The 16,766-nt window shown below is 73.0% G+C and carries 13 protein-coding genes; 6 read left to right on the top strand and 7 right to left on the bottom strand.

Annotated features, from left to right (window positions below):
- Positions 1-12 precede the first annotated feature (12 nt).
- On the bottom strand, positions 13-1,431 hold the full coding sequence (locus tag ACWIX7_RS10845; RefSeq protein ID WP_448621544.1) for a M1 family aminopeptidase: 1,419 nt from the start codon (positions 1,429-1,431) through the stop codon (positions 13-15).
- A 266-nt stretch (positions 1,432-1,697) separates the two neighbouring features.
- On the opposite strand from ACWIX7_RS10845, the gene ACWIX7_RS10850 reads away from it, so the two are divergent.
- The gene (locus ACWIX7_RS10850) at positions 1,698-2,906 is read left to right on the top strand and encodes a hypothetical protein (protein ID WP_448621545.1); all 1,209 of its coding nucleotides are present in this window, start codon (positions 1,698-1,700) and stop codon (positions 2,904-2,906) included.
- A gap of 51 nt (positions 2,907-2,957) precedes the next feature.
- On the opposite strand, the gene ACWIX7_RS10855 is transcribed toward ACWIX7_RS10850, so the two are convergent.
- Genes ACWIX7_RS10855 through ACWIX7_RS10865 form a run of 3 tightly spaced genes read right to left on the bottom strand, consistent with a single transcriptional unit; the run spans position 2,958 to position 9,116 of the window.
- Complete coding sequence (locus ACWIX7_RS10855) at positions 2,958-3,680, bottom strand: BPL-N domain-containing protein (RefSeq protein ID WP_448621546.1); 723 nt, start codon at positions 3,678-3,680, stop codon at positions 2,958-2,960.
- Positions 3,670-4,974 carry a heparan-alpha-glucosaminide N-acetyltransferase domain-containing protein gene (locus ACWIX7_RS10860; RefSeq protein WP_448621547.1) on the bottom strand — a complete coding sequence of 435 codons (1,305 nt, stop codon included), beginning with the start codon at positions 4,972-4,974 and terminating at the stop codon, positions 3,670-3,672. Before ACWIX7_RS10860 ends, ACWIX7_RS10855 begins: the two co-directional genes overlap by 11 nt.
- On the bottom strand, positions 4,971-9,116 hold the full coding sequence (locus tag ACWIX7_RS10865; protein WP_448621548.1) for a Pls/PosA family non-ribosomal peptide synthetase: 4,146 nt from the start codon (positions 9,114-9,116) through the stop codon (positions 4,971-4,973). The genes ACWIX7_RS10860 and ACWIX7_RS10865 overlap by 4 nt, the downstream gene beginning before the upstream one ends.
- Positions 9,117-9,409: 293 nt before the next feature.
- Here ACWIX7_RS10865 and ACWIX7_RS10870 point away from each other — a divergent pair, with 293 nt between their 5' ends.
- The 3 genes from ACWIX7_RS10870 to ACWIX7_RS10880 all read left to right on the top strand — a co-directional run bounded on the left by ACWIX7_RS10870 (position 9,410) and on the right by ACWIX7_RS10880 (position 11,399).
- Positions 9,410-10,123 (top strand): 4'-phosphopantetheinyl transferase family protein, encoded by a 714-nt coding sequence (locus ACWIX7_RS10870; protein ID WP_448621549.1) that lies wholly within the window; start codon positions 9,410-9,412, stop codon positions 10,121-10,123.
- 175 nt (positions 10,124-10,298) lie between these two features.
- Positions 10,299-10,892, top strand: a complete 594-nt coding sequence (locus ACWIX7_RS10875) for a TPM domain-containing protein (RefSeq protein ID WP_448621550.1) — start codon at positions 10,299-10,301, stop codon at positions 10,890-10,892.
- 252 nt (positions 10,893-11,144) lie between these two features.
- Positions 11,145-11,399 carry a hypothetical protein gene (locus ACWIX7_RS10880; protein ID WP_448621551.1) on the top strand — a complete coding sequence of 85 codons (255 nt, stop codon included), beginning with the start codon at positions 11,145-11,147 and terminating at the stop codon, positions 11,397-11,399.
- A 35-nt stretch (positions 11,400-11,434) separates the two neighbouring features.
- On the opposite strand, the gene ACWIX7_RS10885 is transcribed toward ACWIX7_RS10880, so the two are convergent.
- Both ACWIX7_RS10885 and ACWIX7_RS10890 read right to left on the bottom strand, forming a co-directional pair.
- Positions 11,435-12,277, bottom strand: a complete 843-nt coding sequence (locus ACWIX7_RS10885; RefSeq protein WP_448621552.1) for a hypothetical protein — start codon at positions 12,275-12,277, stop codon at positions 11,435-11,437.
- 68 nt (positions 12,278-12,345) lie between these two features.
- Positions 12,346-12,546, bottom strand: a complete 201-nt coding sequence (locus tag ACWIX7_RS10890) for a hypothetical protein (RefSeq protein ID WP_448621553.1) — start codon at positions 12,544-12,546, stop codon at positions 12,346-12,348.
- Between the two features lie 139 nt (positions 12,547-12,685).
- Between ACWIX7_RS10890 and ACWIX7_RS10895 the strand changes: the two genes are divergently transcribed.
- Together ACWIX7_RS10895 and ACWIX7_RS10900 are read left to right on the top strand one after the other, a co-directional pair.
- Entirely contained in the window at positions 12,686-13,909 is a 1,224-nt protein-coding gene (locus ACWIX7_RS10895) for a hypothetical protein (protein ID WP_448621554.1), read from the top strand.
- A gap of 254 nt (positions 13,910-14,163) precedes the next feature.
- Positions 14,164-15,393 (top strand): NAD(P)/FAD-dependent oxidoreductase, encoded by a 1,230-nt coding sequence (locus ACWIX7_RS10900; protein WP_448621555.1) that lies wholly within the window; start codon positions 14,164-14,166, stop codon positions 15,391-15,393.
- A gap of 134 nt (positions 15,394-15,527) precedes the next feature.
- Here the strand turns inward: ACWIX7_RS10900 and ACWIX7_RS10905 are convergent, their stop codons facing one another.
- On the bottom strand, positions 15,528-16,250 hold the full coding sequence (locus tag ACWIX7_RS10905) for a VOC family protein (RefSeq protein WP_448621556.1): 723 nt from the start codon (positions 16,248-16,250) through the stop codon (positions 15,528-15,530).
- Positions 16,251-16,766 lie beyond the last annotated feature (516 nt).

Below are 16,766 nucleotides of genomic sequence, written 5' to 3' on the forward strand. Positions count from 1 at the left end.
GGGCCCGCGCGGTCAGGACAGGGCGCCGACCTCGCGCAGCACCTCGAGGACCTCCGGCACGTCGGAGAACGCCTCTCGGACGTCGTCCGGGGTGGCGATGGAATGGGCGTTCGCCGCCACGTAGTCGGCCAGGGCGGCGTCGAAGGCCTCCTCGCCGGCCTGCTCCCGGGCCTCGACCAGGGCGGCGCCGCCGAGGGTGTAGACGGTGTCGTAGTAGGTGCTGTTGGGCCGCCGGACCTCCGACGCCCAGTACGTCATGGAGCCACCCACCGGCGGGGAGTCCTCCGCGGCGAGGTGGGCGAAGGGCTGCTCGTCGCCGTCGGCCACCGACTGGGCGAACGTCGAGAACGACTCGTCCAGCCACGGGTGCTCGCCCTGGTCGTTGCCCACCAGGCCGTAGAACCACATGTGCGCGAGCTCGTGCGTCACCAGAGCCCGCCGGTCGTCCGGGTCCACGTCGCCGAACTGGATGGCCCCGGGGAACTCGATGCCGCTCGTCTGAGCGGACAGCACCACCACCCACAGGTCGTCGTAGGGGAAGGGCCCGAGCAGGTCGACGAGCCCGCTGTTGGACTCCTCGATCTGGTCCAGCCAGGCCTCGCCGTCGGCCTCGCTCACCCTCCGGTCCAGCCCCACGCGCACGCGGACGCCGTCGATCGTCCGCTCAGCCACGTCCAGCTCCCCCACCGCGACGGCCACGTCCCGCACTGCCGGGGCGGTGAAGCGGTGCACGGTCGTCCCGTCCTGCTGGTCCTGCGTGCCGTCCGCCGCCCCGGTGCCGAGGACCTCGTAGCCGGACGGCGCGACGACCTCCATCGAGTCCAGCAGGAAGTCCTCGCTCACGGCGGTCTCCCCGTTGACCGGGACGGCGGGACCGCGCTCCCAGCCGCGACCGCGCTCCCACGCCAGGAGGGGGAACGCCGTGGCGAACCAGGCGACCTCCGCGTCGGAGGAGGTCCCGACCCGCTCGTCGACCTCCTCGCCGAGGACCAGGTCGAACGTCAGCTCGGCGGTGACGGTCTCCCCCGCCGACACGCAGCCGGCCAGCGGGACCTCGACCAGAGTGCCGGCCGGTGCGTCCTCCGGTGCGCCGGCGGCGATGTCGACGAAGGCGGCGTCCCGGCCGTCGACCTGCACCTCCAACACCGTCAACGAGCTCCCCGCCCGCGAGGTGGCCGGCTTGTTCGGCCAGGACCGGAAGACCAGTTCGCAGGTGTCCAGGTCCGGGGTGAACTCGACGACCTCGCGCCCGGCCACCGTCGCGAGGTCGGGCGCGACCTCGAAGCGCAGGTCGACCACGGGCCGGTCGGGCCACGGCTCGGCATCCTCGCGCCCCGGGGCGGCGTCGCCCAGCCCCGCCGAGGTGCAGCCGCTGAGCACCAGGGCCGAACACGCCAGGGCAGCCGTGCACCACCGTCGACCTGCGCGCATCCCCGTCCTCGACGCCTGGGCGACCGGGCGGTCCCGGCCGGCACTCCCATTCTGACGTGCAGGCAGCCCTCTGCGTTCCGCTCGCGACGACGAGTGAGCCATCTGTCATCGGCAGGCGGACCGGTGTCCCTGAGGCGGGTGAGTCGGGTGTGACAACCGTGACTGGTTGTTATCTAGCGGATGCGCACTGCATATGTCAGCCTCAAGCGGTCACCACGCAGTCACTGTCCGTCGCCACCGGTGAGCGGATGTCCGGAGGACCACTCGTGCGCAGTTCCCTCTCTACGACCGGCCGTCGCGCCAGCGTCCTCACGGCCGCGGCTCTCGTCTCCCTGGCCACCGCCGCGTGCGGTCCCGCCGACCTCCAGGTCGGCGCTGCCGGCACGACCGGTCGGACCGACGTGAGCAGCCAGGCGGCGATCGACCAGCCGCTCTCGCTCGGCGACGCCCCCACCGCTCCCAGCAGCGCCGTCCCGACCCCGGTCCCGACCCCCGCGGCTCCGGCCCCCACGACCCCGGCCCAGCCGCAGCAGCAGGTCCCCGTCGCCGGGTCCACCGGGTCGGAGGTCGAGGACGTGGCCGGGTCCGCAGCGGCAGCCGTCCCGGCCGAGGCCGTCCCCGGAGCCCCGCAGGCGGCCGCGACCGCAGACCCGGGACGCCGGAAGCGCGACTCCTCGTCGGGCCGGTCGACGAGCGCCCCCGCCCCCACCGCCGCTCCTGCTCCCGTCGCCGCGGCTGCCGCACCCGCCGCTACCGGTGCCTCCACCAGCGGGTCAGGGGGGACGTTCACCGACCAGGCGCGCCGGTCCTTCACCGCGGGCAACGGTCAGACCGGCAACTACCTGCTCTACGCCGGCGGCATCGACCCCGCGAAGCCGGTCGGGCTGGTCGTCTACGTCGACGGCACCGGCGAGTTCGGCGTGGACAACCCGACCTCGTCCTACGCGCTCGGTGGCTCGTCGGGGCTGGTGGCCAGCAGCAGGGCGCGCAACATGATGACCCTCGCCGTGGAGAGCCCCAACCAGTCCTGCGAGTGCTGGCACACCGGTGACACGAGCGGCTACGCGGACTTCCTCGCCGGGCTCATCGAGAGCCAGCTGAGCAAGTACCCCGTCAGCGAGGTGTGGCTGAGCGGCTTCTCCTCCGGCGCGCAGGAGATCACCCGTTTCCTCGTGCCGCGGCACCCGGAGCTGATGCGCCTCGGCGGCGGCTGGGTGGTGTTCGGCGGCGGTGGCCCGCCGGCCGACGGCGGCTCCGCCGTGACCGCGACCCGCATGGCCGGGGTCCGCGGCCACTGGTTCACCGGTACCGCCGACACCTCCGTCCCGCTGACCGCCTCCTTCGGTGCGCAGGCCGGGGAGCGGTTCTACGCCGGTCGCGGCGTCGTCACGTCCAGCGAGTACCCGGCCGGCGTCGGCCACGCACTCGACGGCCGGCTGGGCCGCACGGTCGGGCAGCTGATCGACGCCTCGTGACGACCACGGTGGGCGCTCTCCCTCGGGGAGCGCCCACCGTGGCGTCCGGCTTCAGCCGAGGCGGTGCGCCGGCCGGCCGGCCGTCATGACGCGGTCGACCAGGTCCTGGGTGAGGTCGGCCCGGAGGTCGTCGGGCACCGGGAGCCCGCTGTCGGTGTACCAGTCGGGCGAGGCCTCGGGGTGCGGCCCCACGACGCCCACCGCGCCTCGGCCGAAGGGTGCGACGACCGCGGCCGGCAGCCCGTTGTCGTAGGTGGCCAGCACCTCCGCCGGTCCCCGGGCCGGGTCCAGGTCGAACCACGCGCCGTCCTGGAAGTAGACCTGGCGACGGCGTCCCGCCCAGGTGATCGTGACGAGGCTGTCGCCGTCGTGGTCCGGCCGGGCGCCGGGCGAGGAGATGAACCGGTCGGTGTCCCCGGGCAACAGGCCGAAGCCGGGGGTCTCGCCGGCGAGGTAGCCGCCCAGGCAGAACCCGAGGTATCCCCCGCCGGACCCGACGAACTCCCGGATGGCCTCGCGGGAGCGCCTCATCTTCCGGTACGCCCGCCGCAGACCACCCCCACCGGGCTGGGCGTAGAGCCGGGCGCCGGCGAGCACGCCCGGCTCCAGCGGGAGCTCCTCGCGCGGCCCGACGAAGCGGACGTCGAGGTCCCACCGGCTCCGGCGCAGCGCGGCCGCCACCGCCTCCGGGCACCCGGGGGTGGACGCCGGCCCGCGGTAGACCAGCGCCACGTCCGAGCCGCGGGAGCTCGGGCCGGGGAGGTCAGGGCGCACGGACCCGGCCGTCTGCGTCCACGACCAGCGCCTCCCGCCGCGGTTCCGTCACCGACTGCACCCTGCGGCGCACCGCACCGGTCGCCTGGGCCACGAGCTCCTCCAGCGGGCCGCGCGCGTGGTGGCGGCTCCACACCAGCGCGAACGCCACGACGAGCACGGTCTGGATGAGCAGCCCCGTTCCATCCCCGGGCATCACCGACCAGCTGAGCAGCAGCAGGTGCAGGGAGTACAGCGTCAGGGTCATGCTCCCCGCGGCGGCCAGCGGCCGCAGGAGCGCGGTGGTGGTGCGGCCGACGAGGATGCACAGACCGAGGACGACGAGACCGAGACCGATGGTGAAGGCCAGGTCCAGCGGCGTCGTGGAGTGCGGCACCAGGGTCGCCAGCCACCAGCCGGTGTCCGTCGGCGTCGTCCCCGTCCACCCGACCCCCATGACCTCGGCCAGCTCACCGGAGGTCATGGACCGGCTCGCGACCGCCTCGAGGTCGGCCCGGCCGCCGAGGACGTCGAGCAGGAACCACGAGATCGTCTGAGCGGCCACGACCAGCGCGGCCCCGGTCAGGGTGATGCGCGCGACGGTGCGCCGCGACGTCAGCAGCGCGCGCCCGACCGCCATGCCGGCGCAGAGGTACGCCATCCAGGAGAGGGCCGGGAACACGCCGGTCAGCGCGAGCTCCCGCAGCACCTGGCCCGGATCGCCGAACAGGGCGCCGAACGTCAGGTTCGGCACCGTGTCCCGCACCTCGGTACCGGACCGCAGCCAGTGGCTGAGGACCGGCATGACCACGGCGATCGTCGCGGCCAGGGCGATGAGCGCGCGGCTGGACAGGGTGAGCAGCGGGATCGCGAACACGAACAGCAGCGCGTAGTAGGGCAGGATCACCGCGGCGTCGTCGGCGGGCACCACGGCACCCAGGAGCAGCCCGACGCCGCCGATGATGAGCGCCCGGACCAGCAGCGCGGCCGCGTACCCGGGCCAGGTCCGCGCGGTCGGCCGCTGCCGGCGTCCCGTGGCGAACGCGACACCGACGCCGGCCAGCAGAGCGAACAGCGCCGCCGACTTGCCCGCGGCCAGCGTCCACGCCAGCGACACCTCCCCGTCGTCGTCGACGGCGGTGATGTTGTGGACGGCCATCATGCCGAACAGCGCGATCCCGCGGGCGGCGTCGATGCCGACCAGGCGGGCGCTCGACCGCAGAGCGAGCGCGGTGCTCGACTGGGTGCCCGAGACGTCGCCGGACGGGGCCGGCTCGCAGGCGTGGGGCAGCGACGACTGCCTGCTCGCGGTCATCGCCGGACCGCCGTCGCACCGGCGAACGCCCGGCGCCGGTCGCGCGCCGGCGTCGCCGTCGGAGCCCGGCCGACCTTCTGGGCCGGGATGCCGCACCAGGTGGTCTCCCTCGGCAGCACCTCGCCCTTCATCGCCAGCGACATCGCGGACAGGGTGGCGTCCTCCTCCACGATCGAGCCGTAGAGGACGACGGCCTTGTCACCGATCGTCGCGCGGTCCCGCAGGACGACGTGGTCCATCTTCATGACGCGGTCCTCGAACAGGTGGGTCTGCAGCGATGCGTTCGCGCCCACCGAGACGTCGTCCCCGATCGTCACGAGGTCGAACTCGGTGAGGTAGGTCGTGTCGATCAGCGTCCGCCGGCCGATCCGGGCGCCGAACAGCCGCAGCGCGGGTCCGAGCAGGGGCGTGCCGGTGAGGAAGGTGAGCAGGGCCGGCACCGCCGCCGCCTCGTAGATGCCGGTCACGAACTCCGTCCGCCGGACGAAGCCGCTCCACAGCGGTCGCACGCGCGGCCGGTAGCGGCCGACGACGACCCACTTCAGAGCGGCCACCAGGACCACGACCAGGACGCTGGAGGTGAGGGCGACCAGCGGCGCGAGCAGCACGGTGGCCACCGTGTTCCAGGAGAGCGCCAGCGCGGAGAGCCCGTACAGGGTCGCGAACGTCGCGACGGCCAGCAGGGAGCTCGGCAGCACGATCCGGAGGGCCTCGATCGCGTAGCGGGCACGGACCTGCTGCCGCGACGGGGCGTAGGTGTCGGCCTCGGTGAACTCCTCGAACACCTCGCGGCGGGGGAGGAAGAACGGCGGTGAGCCGAGCCACGAGGTGCCGGGCTCGGTCCCGGCGGTCGGCGGGACCGTGCGGACGCCGATGAGCGACCCGTCGCCGAGGTGCGAACCCGACGGGACGAAGGCGGCGTTCCCGACGAAGGCACGGGAGCCGATCTCGGTCCGCCGGAAGGCGACGTGGCCGTTGGCGTAGGTGGCGCTGCCCACGCTGGCCATGTCCGCCACGAAGCTGCCCTCACCCACCGTGAGCAGGTCGGGGTCGATGTTGGCGATGGTGGACACCTCGGCGCCCTTGCCGACCTTGGTCCCGAGCGCCCGCAGCCACATCGGCGTGTAGAGCGTCGAGTACATGGTGTTGTTGAACAGCAGGCTCTGCTCGAGCAGCTTGTCCCCCAGCCACTTCTCCAGGCCCAGCTGCGACCGCAGGTGGTGCACGCCCTCCGGGGTCTCGGCCAGGACCAGGCGACGAGCACCCAGGATGAGTCCGCACGAGGCCGCCACGAACAGCGGGCCGGACAGCGCCGTGGCCAGCAGGCCGGCCGCCGTCCCGAAGCTGAGCAGGACCCACCAGACGACCGCCACCACCGGCAGCAGGATCACGAAGGGCAGCAGCTCGAGCAGCAGGACACCACCGGCGAAGCCGGCCAGGAGGTGGCTGGACCAGGTGCGCGGCGCCTCGTCGCAGGCCGCCATGAGCTCGACGACCGGGTCCATCGAGTCGGGCGCCGGGCGGGCCGGGGACCCGGCCCAGGTCTCACCCGCGGGGACGATCCGGCGGGACGGCAGCAGCGACTGGTTGCTGAGGATGGCGTTCTCGCCGACCTCCGAGTCGCACTCCAGCACGCTCTCTGACCCGACGACCGCACCGGCACCGACGGTGACCGGGCCGATGGTCAGGATGCCCTCGGCGACGCGGTGGGCGTGCAGCTGCGTGCCGTAGCCGATCGTCGCGCCGCGGCCCACCCGCAGCATCGACGGCAGCGAGACGTTCGCCGTCCCGATGTGGGCCTCGTCGTCGATGCGCGCACCGGCCAACCGCAGGTACGTCACCGCCCACGGCGACCCGCTGAGGACGGTGAGCGGGGAGATCGACATCAGCTTCTGCACGGTCCACACCCGCAGGTGCATGCCGCCCCAGAGCGGGTGGTCACCGGCGCGCAGCCCCGGGGAGAGCAGTCGCGAGCCGACGACCGGGAGGACCCAGCGGGCCAGCAGGTAGACGGCCGGCAGCGCGATCGCCAGCTGGAGGACCAGGGCGAGCGAGGGCTGACCGTCGTTGAGCCCGTACAGGACGCCGACGGGGAACAGGAACAGCAGGATGATCGCGTAGAGGACCGAGACCTGCGCCGTCCCGAAGCCGAGGACCCGCTCCCGGGACGGCGGTTCCGGCCGGGGCTCGCGCGGCTCGAGCGTCACGGGCTCGTCCGACGGGCCGGCGGTGCCGTCCTCGAGGAACGTCGCGAGGTCCCGGACGGTGGGGTGCTTGTAGAAGTCCAGGATGGACAGCCCCGAGCCGAGCTCGCTCTCCCGCATCGCGGACACGACGTTCGCCGCGACGAGCGAGTGCCCGCCCAGCGCCTCGAAGAAGTTCGCCTCCACCGAGACCGCGCCGGCCGGCAGGTTGAGCATCTGCTCCCACAGGCCGGCGATCCAGGCCTCCGCGGGGGTCGCCGGCGGCTCGTGCTCGCGGTCGGTGCGGATCAGCCGGGGACGGGTGGGCGCGGGCAGCCGGCCGCGGTCGGCCTTGCCGCTGGGCAGCATCGGGATCGAGGTGACCGCGTCGAGGTACGACGGCACCATGTAGGGCGGCATCTGCGCCACCAGCTGCTCGTGCAGCTCGGGGATGACGGCGTCGGCCGCCCCGGCGTCCCGCAGGATGACGTAGCCCGCGAGGTCGCCGCCGGTGTCCGGCGAGGCCAGCAGGGTGACGACGGCGCCGGTCACCTGGGGGTGCTCGAGGAGGACGCTCTCGATCTCCTGCAGGTCCACCCGGTGGCCCCGGACCTTGACCTCGCTGTCCGCGCGGCCCAGGTACTCCAGCTCGCCATCGGGCAGGAAGCGGCCCAGGTCGCCGGTGCGGTAGATGCGCTCGCCCGGGATGCCGCGGGGGTCGGGGATGAAGCGGTCGGCGGTGAGGTCGGGACGGTTCACGTAGCCGCGCGCCACGCCGGGACCGCCGACGCAGATCTCGCCGACCTGCCCCGCGGGGACCGGCTTGCGGTCGTCGTCGAGCAGGGTGACCCGGTAGGTCGGCAGGGGACGGCCGATGGTGACCTGCTTGCCCGGCCGGAGCTCGGCCATCGTGCAGGTCACGGTCGTCTCGGTGGGCCCGTAGGTGTTCAGGATGCGGCGGCCGGGTCCCCATCGGTCGACCAGCTCGCGGGGGCAGGCCTCGCCGCCGACGTTGACCGTGCGGATCAGCGGCAGGATGCGGTCGAGGGTCGCGAGCACGGTGGGGACGCAGTAGATCATCGTGATCTCGTTGTCCTCGAGGAAGTCGGCCAGCCCCGACCCGACCCGGCGGCCGTCGGTGGGGCCGGCGACGAGCGTCGCCCCGACCGCCCAGGTCGGCCAGATCTCCTCGATGGAGAAGTCGAAGGCGATCGTCATGCCCTGGTAGACGCGGTCGGTGGGCTCGACCCCGTACAGGGACGGCACGATGCCGATGAAGTTGCAGATGCTCGACTGGTTGATCTCGACGCCCTTGGGGCGACCGCTCGAGCCCGACGTGTAGATGATGTAGCAGACCGGGTCGCCGACGGACTCGACGGCCGGCCGGGAGCTCGACTGGACCGCGAGCTCGGGCCCCAGCTCGTCGAGGTACAGGCCCTCGCAGGGCAGCGCGACGCAGGACGCGGCGAACGACGTGTGCGTCACCAGCAGGCTCAGCGAGGAGTCCTCGGCGATGTACTGCAGCCGGTCGGCGGGCGCCTCGGGGTCGATCGGGACGAACGTCGCCTCGGTCTTCGTGACGGCCAGCAGCGCGACGTAGGTGTCCACCGAGCGGTGCAGGAGGATCCCCACGCGGACGCCGGCGCGCGCGCCCCGGGCCATCAGCAGGTTCGCCAGCCGGTTGGCGCGCTGGTCGAGGTCCGCGTACGAGACCCGCTCGCCCTCGCACTCGAGCGCGGTGGCCGAGGGCCGCTCGTCGCAGGTGCGCTCGAAGAACCGGCTCAGCCGGGTGACCAGCGAGCGCTGACCGGAGATCTCGGCCACGAAGTTGTCGTGCAGCCGGTACGACGTGGCGGTGTTGTCCCGCATGTCGTATGCCGGAGCGGCGGTCGGGGACTCCCGCTCGACATCTCCCGCGAATGTCGAGAAGAAGTCCCAGTCATCGCTGTGCGTCGTCATATATTCACTCTCTGCAGCCCTACGGCGAACGAACTCCACGAGGCTAGGTGGAGGTTTCTGAACGGCGCAAAGCCCCGTGGCAAGAGTCGAAAGACACACCTGCTGCCCTCTTGACCTGGCTAAACGGGCGTTGCGGTCACGCAGTATGACGGGATTGTCTCGTGCTGTGACACTGGCGTGCCGAAATGGACCGATGACCTACATTGCGCTGTCGGGCATTCACGCAGCGCAGATGGACGACGTCCCACTCGGTCGTCGACACGCCCAGGCCCGGTGACGGAGGTGGATCGTCAATGGGAGAAGAGTCACCCGATCGTGGGCCGCTCGTCCTCCTCGCCCGCCCCGAGGACGTGCTGCGCGTCGGAGGCGACCACCTCCTGACCCCCCGCGAGCGACAGCGCGCCGGCGCGCTGCGCCACCGGGCCGACCGCGACGCCCACGTCGCAGCGCACCTGCTCGTCCGGCACTGCGCCGCGGCGCTGACCGGTCGGCCGGTGGCGGCGCTGGAGCTGGTGCAGGAGTGTGCGGAGTGCGGCTCGACCGAGCACGGCAGGCCCTCGATCGCCGGCCTCCCGGAGCTGCACGTCAGCCTGGCGCACACCCGCGGGGCCGTGGTGGCGGGCGCGGACCGACGGCCGATCGGCGTCGACGTCGAGGGAGCGCGGACGAGGGACCTCGACCCCGCCGTCCTGGCCCACACCCTCACCGCCGCCGAGACGGCCCGGGTCCGATCGGCGAGTGACCCGCCGTTCGCCTTCCTCCGCCACTGGGTGCGCAAGGAGTGCCTGGTGAAGCTGGGCGTGGTCACGCTCGACGAGCTGTCCCGCGTCGAGCTCGACCCCACCACCGAGCAGGCCGCCGAGGGGGGTCGCACGCGCAGCCGGTTCGGGCCCCTGCACCTGCTGGACTGGTTCGACCCGACCCTGGACGTCGCTGTCGCGGCGGCCGCCCACGGGCCCCCGGTGGTCGGCGCCGCCCGCACCTGGGCACCTCGCCCCCCGGCGTGACGGCGGCCCGGCGGACGGCCGGCACGGGCGCCGACCAGGGTGGACGAGGGTCCCGGCCGGTCTCCCCGACCCGCTCGGGTCGTCCCCCCGATGGGGCATCGGATCCCCGTGATCTGCGCATCCGTGCGTAGAGTCCGCCTCCGGCTGAGCCCGTCCCCATCCCCCGGAGGTTCCCTTGCGCAGGCCTGTGACCGTCCTCGGTGCCCTGGCACTCGTGTTGGCGGGTGCCGGGACGGCGTCCGCCGAGCCCCCGCTGGAGGTGAGCGACCGGATCACCGACGCGACCGGGCTCCTCGGCACCGGGGCGCCGGCGGCCGAGCAGGCCGTGGCGGACCTGGCGGCGGAGGACGGCCTGGACCTCTACGCCGTCCTCGTGCCCTCGTTCGACAACGCCGACCCCGGGGACTGGGCGCAGGACACCGCACAGCTGTCCGCACTGGACGACAACGACGTGCTGCTGGCCGTGGCCGCGGGGAACACGGCCTACGAGTACGGCTACTGGGTCGCCGACGACTTCCCGCTGTCCGAGGTGGACCTCGAGCGCGCGATGACCGACGAGGTCGAGCCCCGGCTCGCGGCAGGCGACCGGTCCGGCGCGGTGGTGGGCCTGGCCTCCCGGCTCCAGGACGTGGCGGCGGCCGAGGAAGAGGCGGCGGAGCAGGCGGCCCCGTGGCCTGCCTCCACGATTATCCTCATCAGCGGCGGCGTCGCGCTCGTCCTCCTCGCCGCCCACCTGCTCTCCCGTCGGAGGTCCTCGACCCGGTCCTGAGGGTCCGGGCCACGGCTGTCGGCACGTGCCGGCACCCGTGATCCGGAGCACACAGGAGCTGCACAGGTCGATCACCGCGAGACGGCAGGCGTCCCGTCCACGCTCTCCGACATGACCTCCCCGACGGTGATCCCCAGTGAGTCGACGCCCGTCACCGCAGCAGCCCCGCGGTCCTCGTTCCCCGGCGTCGGCGACCGACCCTCCGCCGTCCCCAGCCCCGCTCCCCGAGAGCCCGCGGGAGGCACTGGGGCCATGAGCCTCACCGCGCCGCACGACCCGGCGCTCTGCGCGGGGCGGGGGTGCTCCCGACACCACCCGAGCGACCACCACATGCGCACCTGGCCGAAGATCTGGCGGGAGTTCTACGGCTACTCCGACCGGATGTGCTCGCACGGCGTCGGGCACCCCGACCCGGACGACGTCGTCCACCTCCAGGCGCTCGGTGAGGTCCGCACCGAGCACGCGTGCGACGGGTGCTGCATCGCGCCCCTGTCCACCCGCGCCTGACGGCCGCCGACGTCCCCGGAGAGCGGGGTCCTCTCTCAGCCGGAGAGGCGGTCGCGCAGTGCGCCGGGGACGGCGAGGATCTCGGCGTCCTCCTCGCGACGGAGCACCCAGGAGGCGGGCAGCACCAGGCGCGGCGCCACACCGACGAGGACGGCGACCAGCACGGCGACGCCGGCCAGCGCCTCCCCGGACTCCTCCAGGTAGGTGGCGGTCACCGCCCACTGCCCGACCGCCACGGCGGAGACCGCGGAGAGACCGACCGACGCCACCGCGTAGCCGGCCAGGCAGGCGAGCACCCGGCGGCGGTCGCGGCGTTCGTCGCGGCTGACCAGGGCCAGGACGGCGAGCACGGCGGCGACGAGCGCGACGCTGCCGACGACGGCGCCGGCCTCGCCGGTGGCGGACGCGAGCGCGCTCATGGCCTCGACGTGCACGGTGCCGCGGGCCTTGACGACGGCGATGCCACCGCAGACCAGCCCGACGGCGATCCACCAGGCGCGGCGGTCGGGCACGCGGGCGGCGCCGGCGACCGCGGCCACGGCGGCGACGGCGAACAGCGCCGCGACGAAGGTGCGGGGCGCGGAGAACGGGGCGTCCATGGACAGCGCACGGGCCACGGGGCCGGTGGCGCCGGTCAGCCGGCCGACGTAGCCGACGGTCTCGAGCAGCACCGCGGTCGCGGCCAGGCCGATCCCGACCGGCGGCAGCGGGACGCGGCGACGCGGCGTGCGCAGCCGCAGGTCGGCGAACGGCTCCGGCGCGGTCAGCGGGTCGGCGGACCGGGCGTCCGCGAGCCGGATGCCACGACCGACGACGACGGCCACCGCGAACGCGAGCAGCACCCAGAGGCCCAGTCCCCCGACGACCCAGATCCACACGTCCCGGTCATCGGCAGGTCAGGAGCCGATCGGAACCCCTCGGCCGGCGGGTCACCCGAACGGGTGGGTCAGCGGCGCGCGCTGCCCACGCCGGGCCGGAACGCGGCGGGGAGGTCGGCGGTGGTGAACGGCCGCTCCGCGCGGGCCCGGGAGTCGGCCAGGCGGATGCCCCGGCCCAGGACGACGGCGACCCCGAGGGCCACCAGTGCCCACACCACCAGCACGCCGATCATCAACGCCTCCATGCGTCCGACATCGGCTGCCTCCATGCCCATGGTGACCGTGCGTCGAAACACCAGCACCAGAGGTCACTCGGATCACCCCGCGGAGCGCAGCCGGTATCAGCGGGGTACCCGCGTGCGTCCCCCCTTCAAGGACGGTGGTGGATCATGCGGGCGGAGGGCAGCGGTGGAACTGCGAGGGGCTGTCAACGGATCGCCACGGCAGCTGGGGAACGGGAACGGGGCCTGGCCGCTGCCCGACGGGGGCGACCAGGATCTCCATTGCGATCAGGGCGCCCCCTGCCTCGACGACCTCATCCAGGCCCACCCCCACTCCAGGACCAGAGGCTCCAGGGAGGACTTCGCGAGGCTGCTCGCGCAGTACCGGGGAACCAACCACGAGATCGTCGACCACTACTTCGCGAAGCACATCCAGGCCGGAGCGCTGCACATGTGCCGGAGAACTCGGTTCCGCAGGCGGAGGGACTTCGAGATCCGCATGAGGTACCCCGGCGACATCGTCGCCGCCGTGCAGCCCGAGTTCGAGGCCGCGCTCTGGCGGGCACGCGCGATGGAGCAGCAGACCGCGCTCCTGGTGGCGGGGCGCCCCCGCCGCGTGCTCCTCGAGATGCTCTTCTCGGTGATCGTGTACCTGCTCGGGGTCCTGGACTCCGTCGAGTGCCTCGCAGCCACAGGACAAGGAGCGCGGAAGACCGAGGAGTGCAGTCGTCTGCACCGCATCGAGAAGGCCCTGGAGATCGCGCAGAGCGAACTGACGCGCCTGCAGGAGTTCGCCGATCAAGCGGCGGTCAGGGCCGCCCTCAAGCACTACGTACTGGGTCTCTTCATCGGCGGGATCGCTGTCATCGCGTCAGCATGGACGGCCAGCCAGGTGCAGATGTTCGAGCAGGCACCGACGCTGGACCTGGTGCATGCGATCGCAGCCGGTGGACTGGGTGCCATCATCAGCGTGCTGATCCGGATCAGCCGTGGTCAGCGGCTCGACGTGGACACCACGCAGGAACCGTTCCTGACCTGCTTGGTGGGTAGCTCCCGCACCGTCATCGGCGGCGCGCTCGGTGTGGCGCTGTACGTACTGCTGAAGGCGGAGTTCATCCCGCTCGACATCCCAGCGCCGTCCGACGCCACGGCGCCCTACTTCTTCACGGCCATCGCGTTCCTGGCAGGCTTCAGCGAGCGTTGGGCCCAGGACACCATCGTCCGGAGCACGCCGCTGGCGACGTCAGCGAGTGGTTCTCCCATCCCGTCGACGAGCACACCGTGCTCCTCTGTGCCGACCGAGACAGCAGGTGGCGTGACGGGAACAGGCCTCATGCGGACGACGAACCTGCCGGCGATCGCGCCAACCACGCCCGACGAGGCCGACCTGACTCGGCGACCTCCCGAGTGATCGCGCGGGTACGCGGATCGGCGTGGCCGGCTGCCTCGGCACGTCCATCCGACTCAGCACACCGACCTGGGCGCGTGGAGGCGTGCAGCCAGGCGAAGCCGACCCAGCGCTGAGGAACGATCTCCCGGTCGCACGGTCCGGTCCTGCCGGGCGCGCTCACCGGATCAGCTACAGCCTGGTCCGGCGGTACAGTTCCACGCGTACGGACCCGCTACGTCCGGCAGTCCCAGCCTCTGCCCCCTGGGCGGTGCGACATGGACGAGGATCAGTACGACGTCATCGTCGTCGGCGCGCGGTGTGCCGGGTCGTCCACCGCGATGCTGCTGGCCCGGTACGGCTACCGGGTCCTGGTCGTGGACCGCGCGACCTTCCCCAGCGACACGATCTCCACGCACGTCATCCATCCCCCGGGGGTGGCGGCGCTGCAGCGCTGGGGCCTCCTCGACCGTGTCATCGCCACGGGATGTCCGCCGATCGACACGTACGCGTTCGACTTCGGGCCCTTCACCATCTCCGGGTCACCGGGGACCCCCGACTCCCCCGTCGCGTACGCCCCGCGGCGGACGGTGCTGGACCAACAGCTGGTCGAGGCGGCGGCCGAGTCGGGCGCCGTGATCCGGGAGGGCTTCACGGTCAACGAACTGGTCACCGAGGACGGCGCGGTCGTCGGGGTCCGCGGTCACGGCAAGGACGAACGCCGGACCGTCACCGAGCGCGCCCGGGTGGTCGTCGGCGCGGACGGCCTGCACTCGTTCGTGGCCCGGGTCGTGCGACCGGAGCAGTACCGCGAGCAGCCGCCGCGCCTGTGCGGCTACTACACCTACTGGAGCGGCTTGCCGGTGGACGGCCGGTGGGAGACATACCTCCGCCCGCACCGTGGGTTCGCCGCGTTGCCGACCAACGACGACCTGACGCTGGTCATCGTCGGGTGGCCGTTCGCAGAGTTCGAGGCCAACAAGAAGGATCTCGAGGGCAACTACCTGCAGACGCTCGAGCTGGCTCCCCAGCTCGCCGACCGGCTCCGCACGGCCAGCCGCGAGGCACGCCTGGTCGGCGCCGCGGTGCCCAACTTCTTCCGCAAGCCCTACGGGCCCGGCTGGGCGCTGGTCGGGGACGCCGGTTACAACAAGGACCCCATCACCGCCCAGGGCATCCAGGACGCCTTCCGGGACGCCGAGCTCTGCGCCGCGGCACTGCACGAGGTCTTCTCCGGCGTGCGGCCGTTCGAGGCCGCCATGAGCGAGTACCAGTCGAGACGGGACGAGCGGGTCGTGGCGATGTACGAGTTCACCCTCGAGCTCGCCGCACTCGAGCCCCCGCCGCCGGATCTCCAGCGCCTGCTCGCCGCCGTCCACGGCAACCAGGAGGCGATGGACGAGTTCGCGCGGCTCAACGCCGGGGTCGAGTCACCGGCTGACTTCTTCGCACCGGAGAACGTCGAACGCATCCTGGCCGCAGCGGAGCAGCCTCCGGCCCGCGAGTGACGGGAGGGGAGTCGAGCGCCGCTCGGCCGAGCGGAGCTGCTGGACCATCCCTGAGCTACCGCCCGCTCGCCCCGTCCTGAGTTGAGTCCTCGGGGGCATCCTCGATGAGCCGACGCCCGGCACAGCCGGTCGCGCTAGCGAGGGGTCAGCACGCAGAACTCGTTGCCATCGGGGTCGGCCATCACGACCCAGCCGACCTCGCCCTGGCCGATGTCGATCCGAGTCGCCCCGAGGGAGACGAGACGCTCGACCTCCGCTCGCTGGTCGCCGGAGACAGGTGGGGCGAGGTCGAGGTGCAGCCGGTTCTTCCCGGTCTTCGGCATCAGCGGCGGACCGCCCCAGGTGATCTTCGGACCGCCCTGCGGCGAGCGGATCGCGGTCTCCTGGTCCTGGTCCCAGACCAACGGCCAGCCCAGCGCGTCGCGCCAGAAGTACCCGACCTCCTGCGAGCCGTCACACGCGAGCGCCCCGACGAACCCGCAGTCGGCGAGGAAGGCGTTGCCCGGCCCGATGACGCAGAACTCGTTGCCCTCGGGGTCGGCCAGCACCACATGACCCTCCTCCGGGCGCTGACCGACGTCGATGTGCCGGGCGCCCAGTTCCAGCGACCGCGCCACCGTCTGCTGCTGGTCCTCGAGGGACGTGCTCGTCAGATCGAAGTGCATCCGGTTCTGGCCGGCCTTCGGCTCCTGCGTCGGGAGGAAGCGGATCCGGAACCCGGTGTCATCGCTCGGCAGGAGCGCGATGCCGTCGTGGGACTCGTCGGCCATCTCCCAGCCCAGGAGGCCGGCCCAGAAGCGCGCGAGACGGAGCGGGTCGTTCGCGTCGAAGCTGAGCGCGACGAGGCGGCAGGACATCCCGCTCCGCACCTCCGATCCGCTGAGTCACAGGCACAGACGGGGCACGTCCTCCCGCCCACGAGGGGAGCGACGCTAGGGCGTTCGGAGTCGGCGACGCAACGCGGTTCGGTCAGCGGACGACGGCTGTCCCGGGAGACGGCCTACTCCATGGACGGCGGGAGAGGCGCCGGAGTTGCGGGCCCGCTGGGCGGCCTCCCCGTGACCCGGCATCGGCCGTCTCCGGTGGGACGCTGACGTCGTGCCCCCGTTCTGGCGTCGCCGCAGCAGTGGGCGCTGGCCGACGTCGCCGCCGCCCACCGTGCCGCCCGACGCCCCGCCCCGGTTCCGCTGCCCTGGCTTTGGTGCACACCTCGCGGCAGAGGGACCGTGCGACGTGTGCGGCGCCGATCCTGGCGAGGTCGACAGCCGCTACGAACCCCGCGGGCGCCCGTAGTCGCTGGGCGGACGTTCCCGCGGGAACGCCGTCGAGCCGGCACCTCGATGCGTTTCCGCGGGAACGCGACACGCCCCCGT

This window comes from Geodermatophilus sp. URMC 65, from assembly GCF_053502545.1.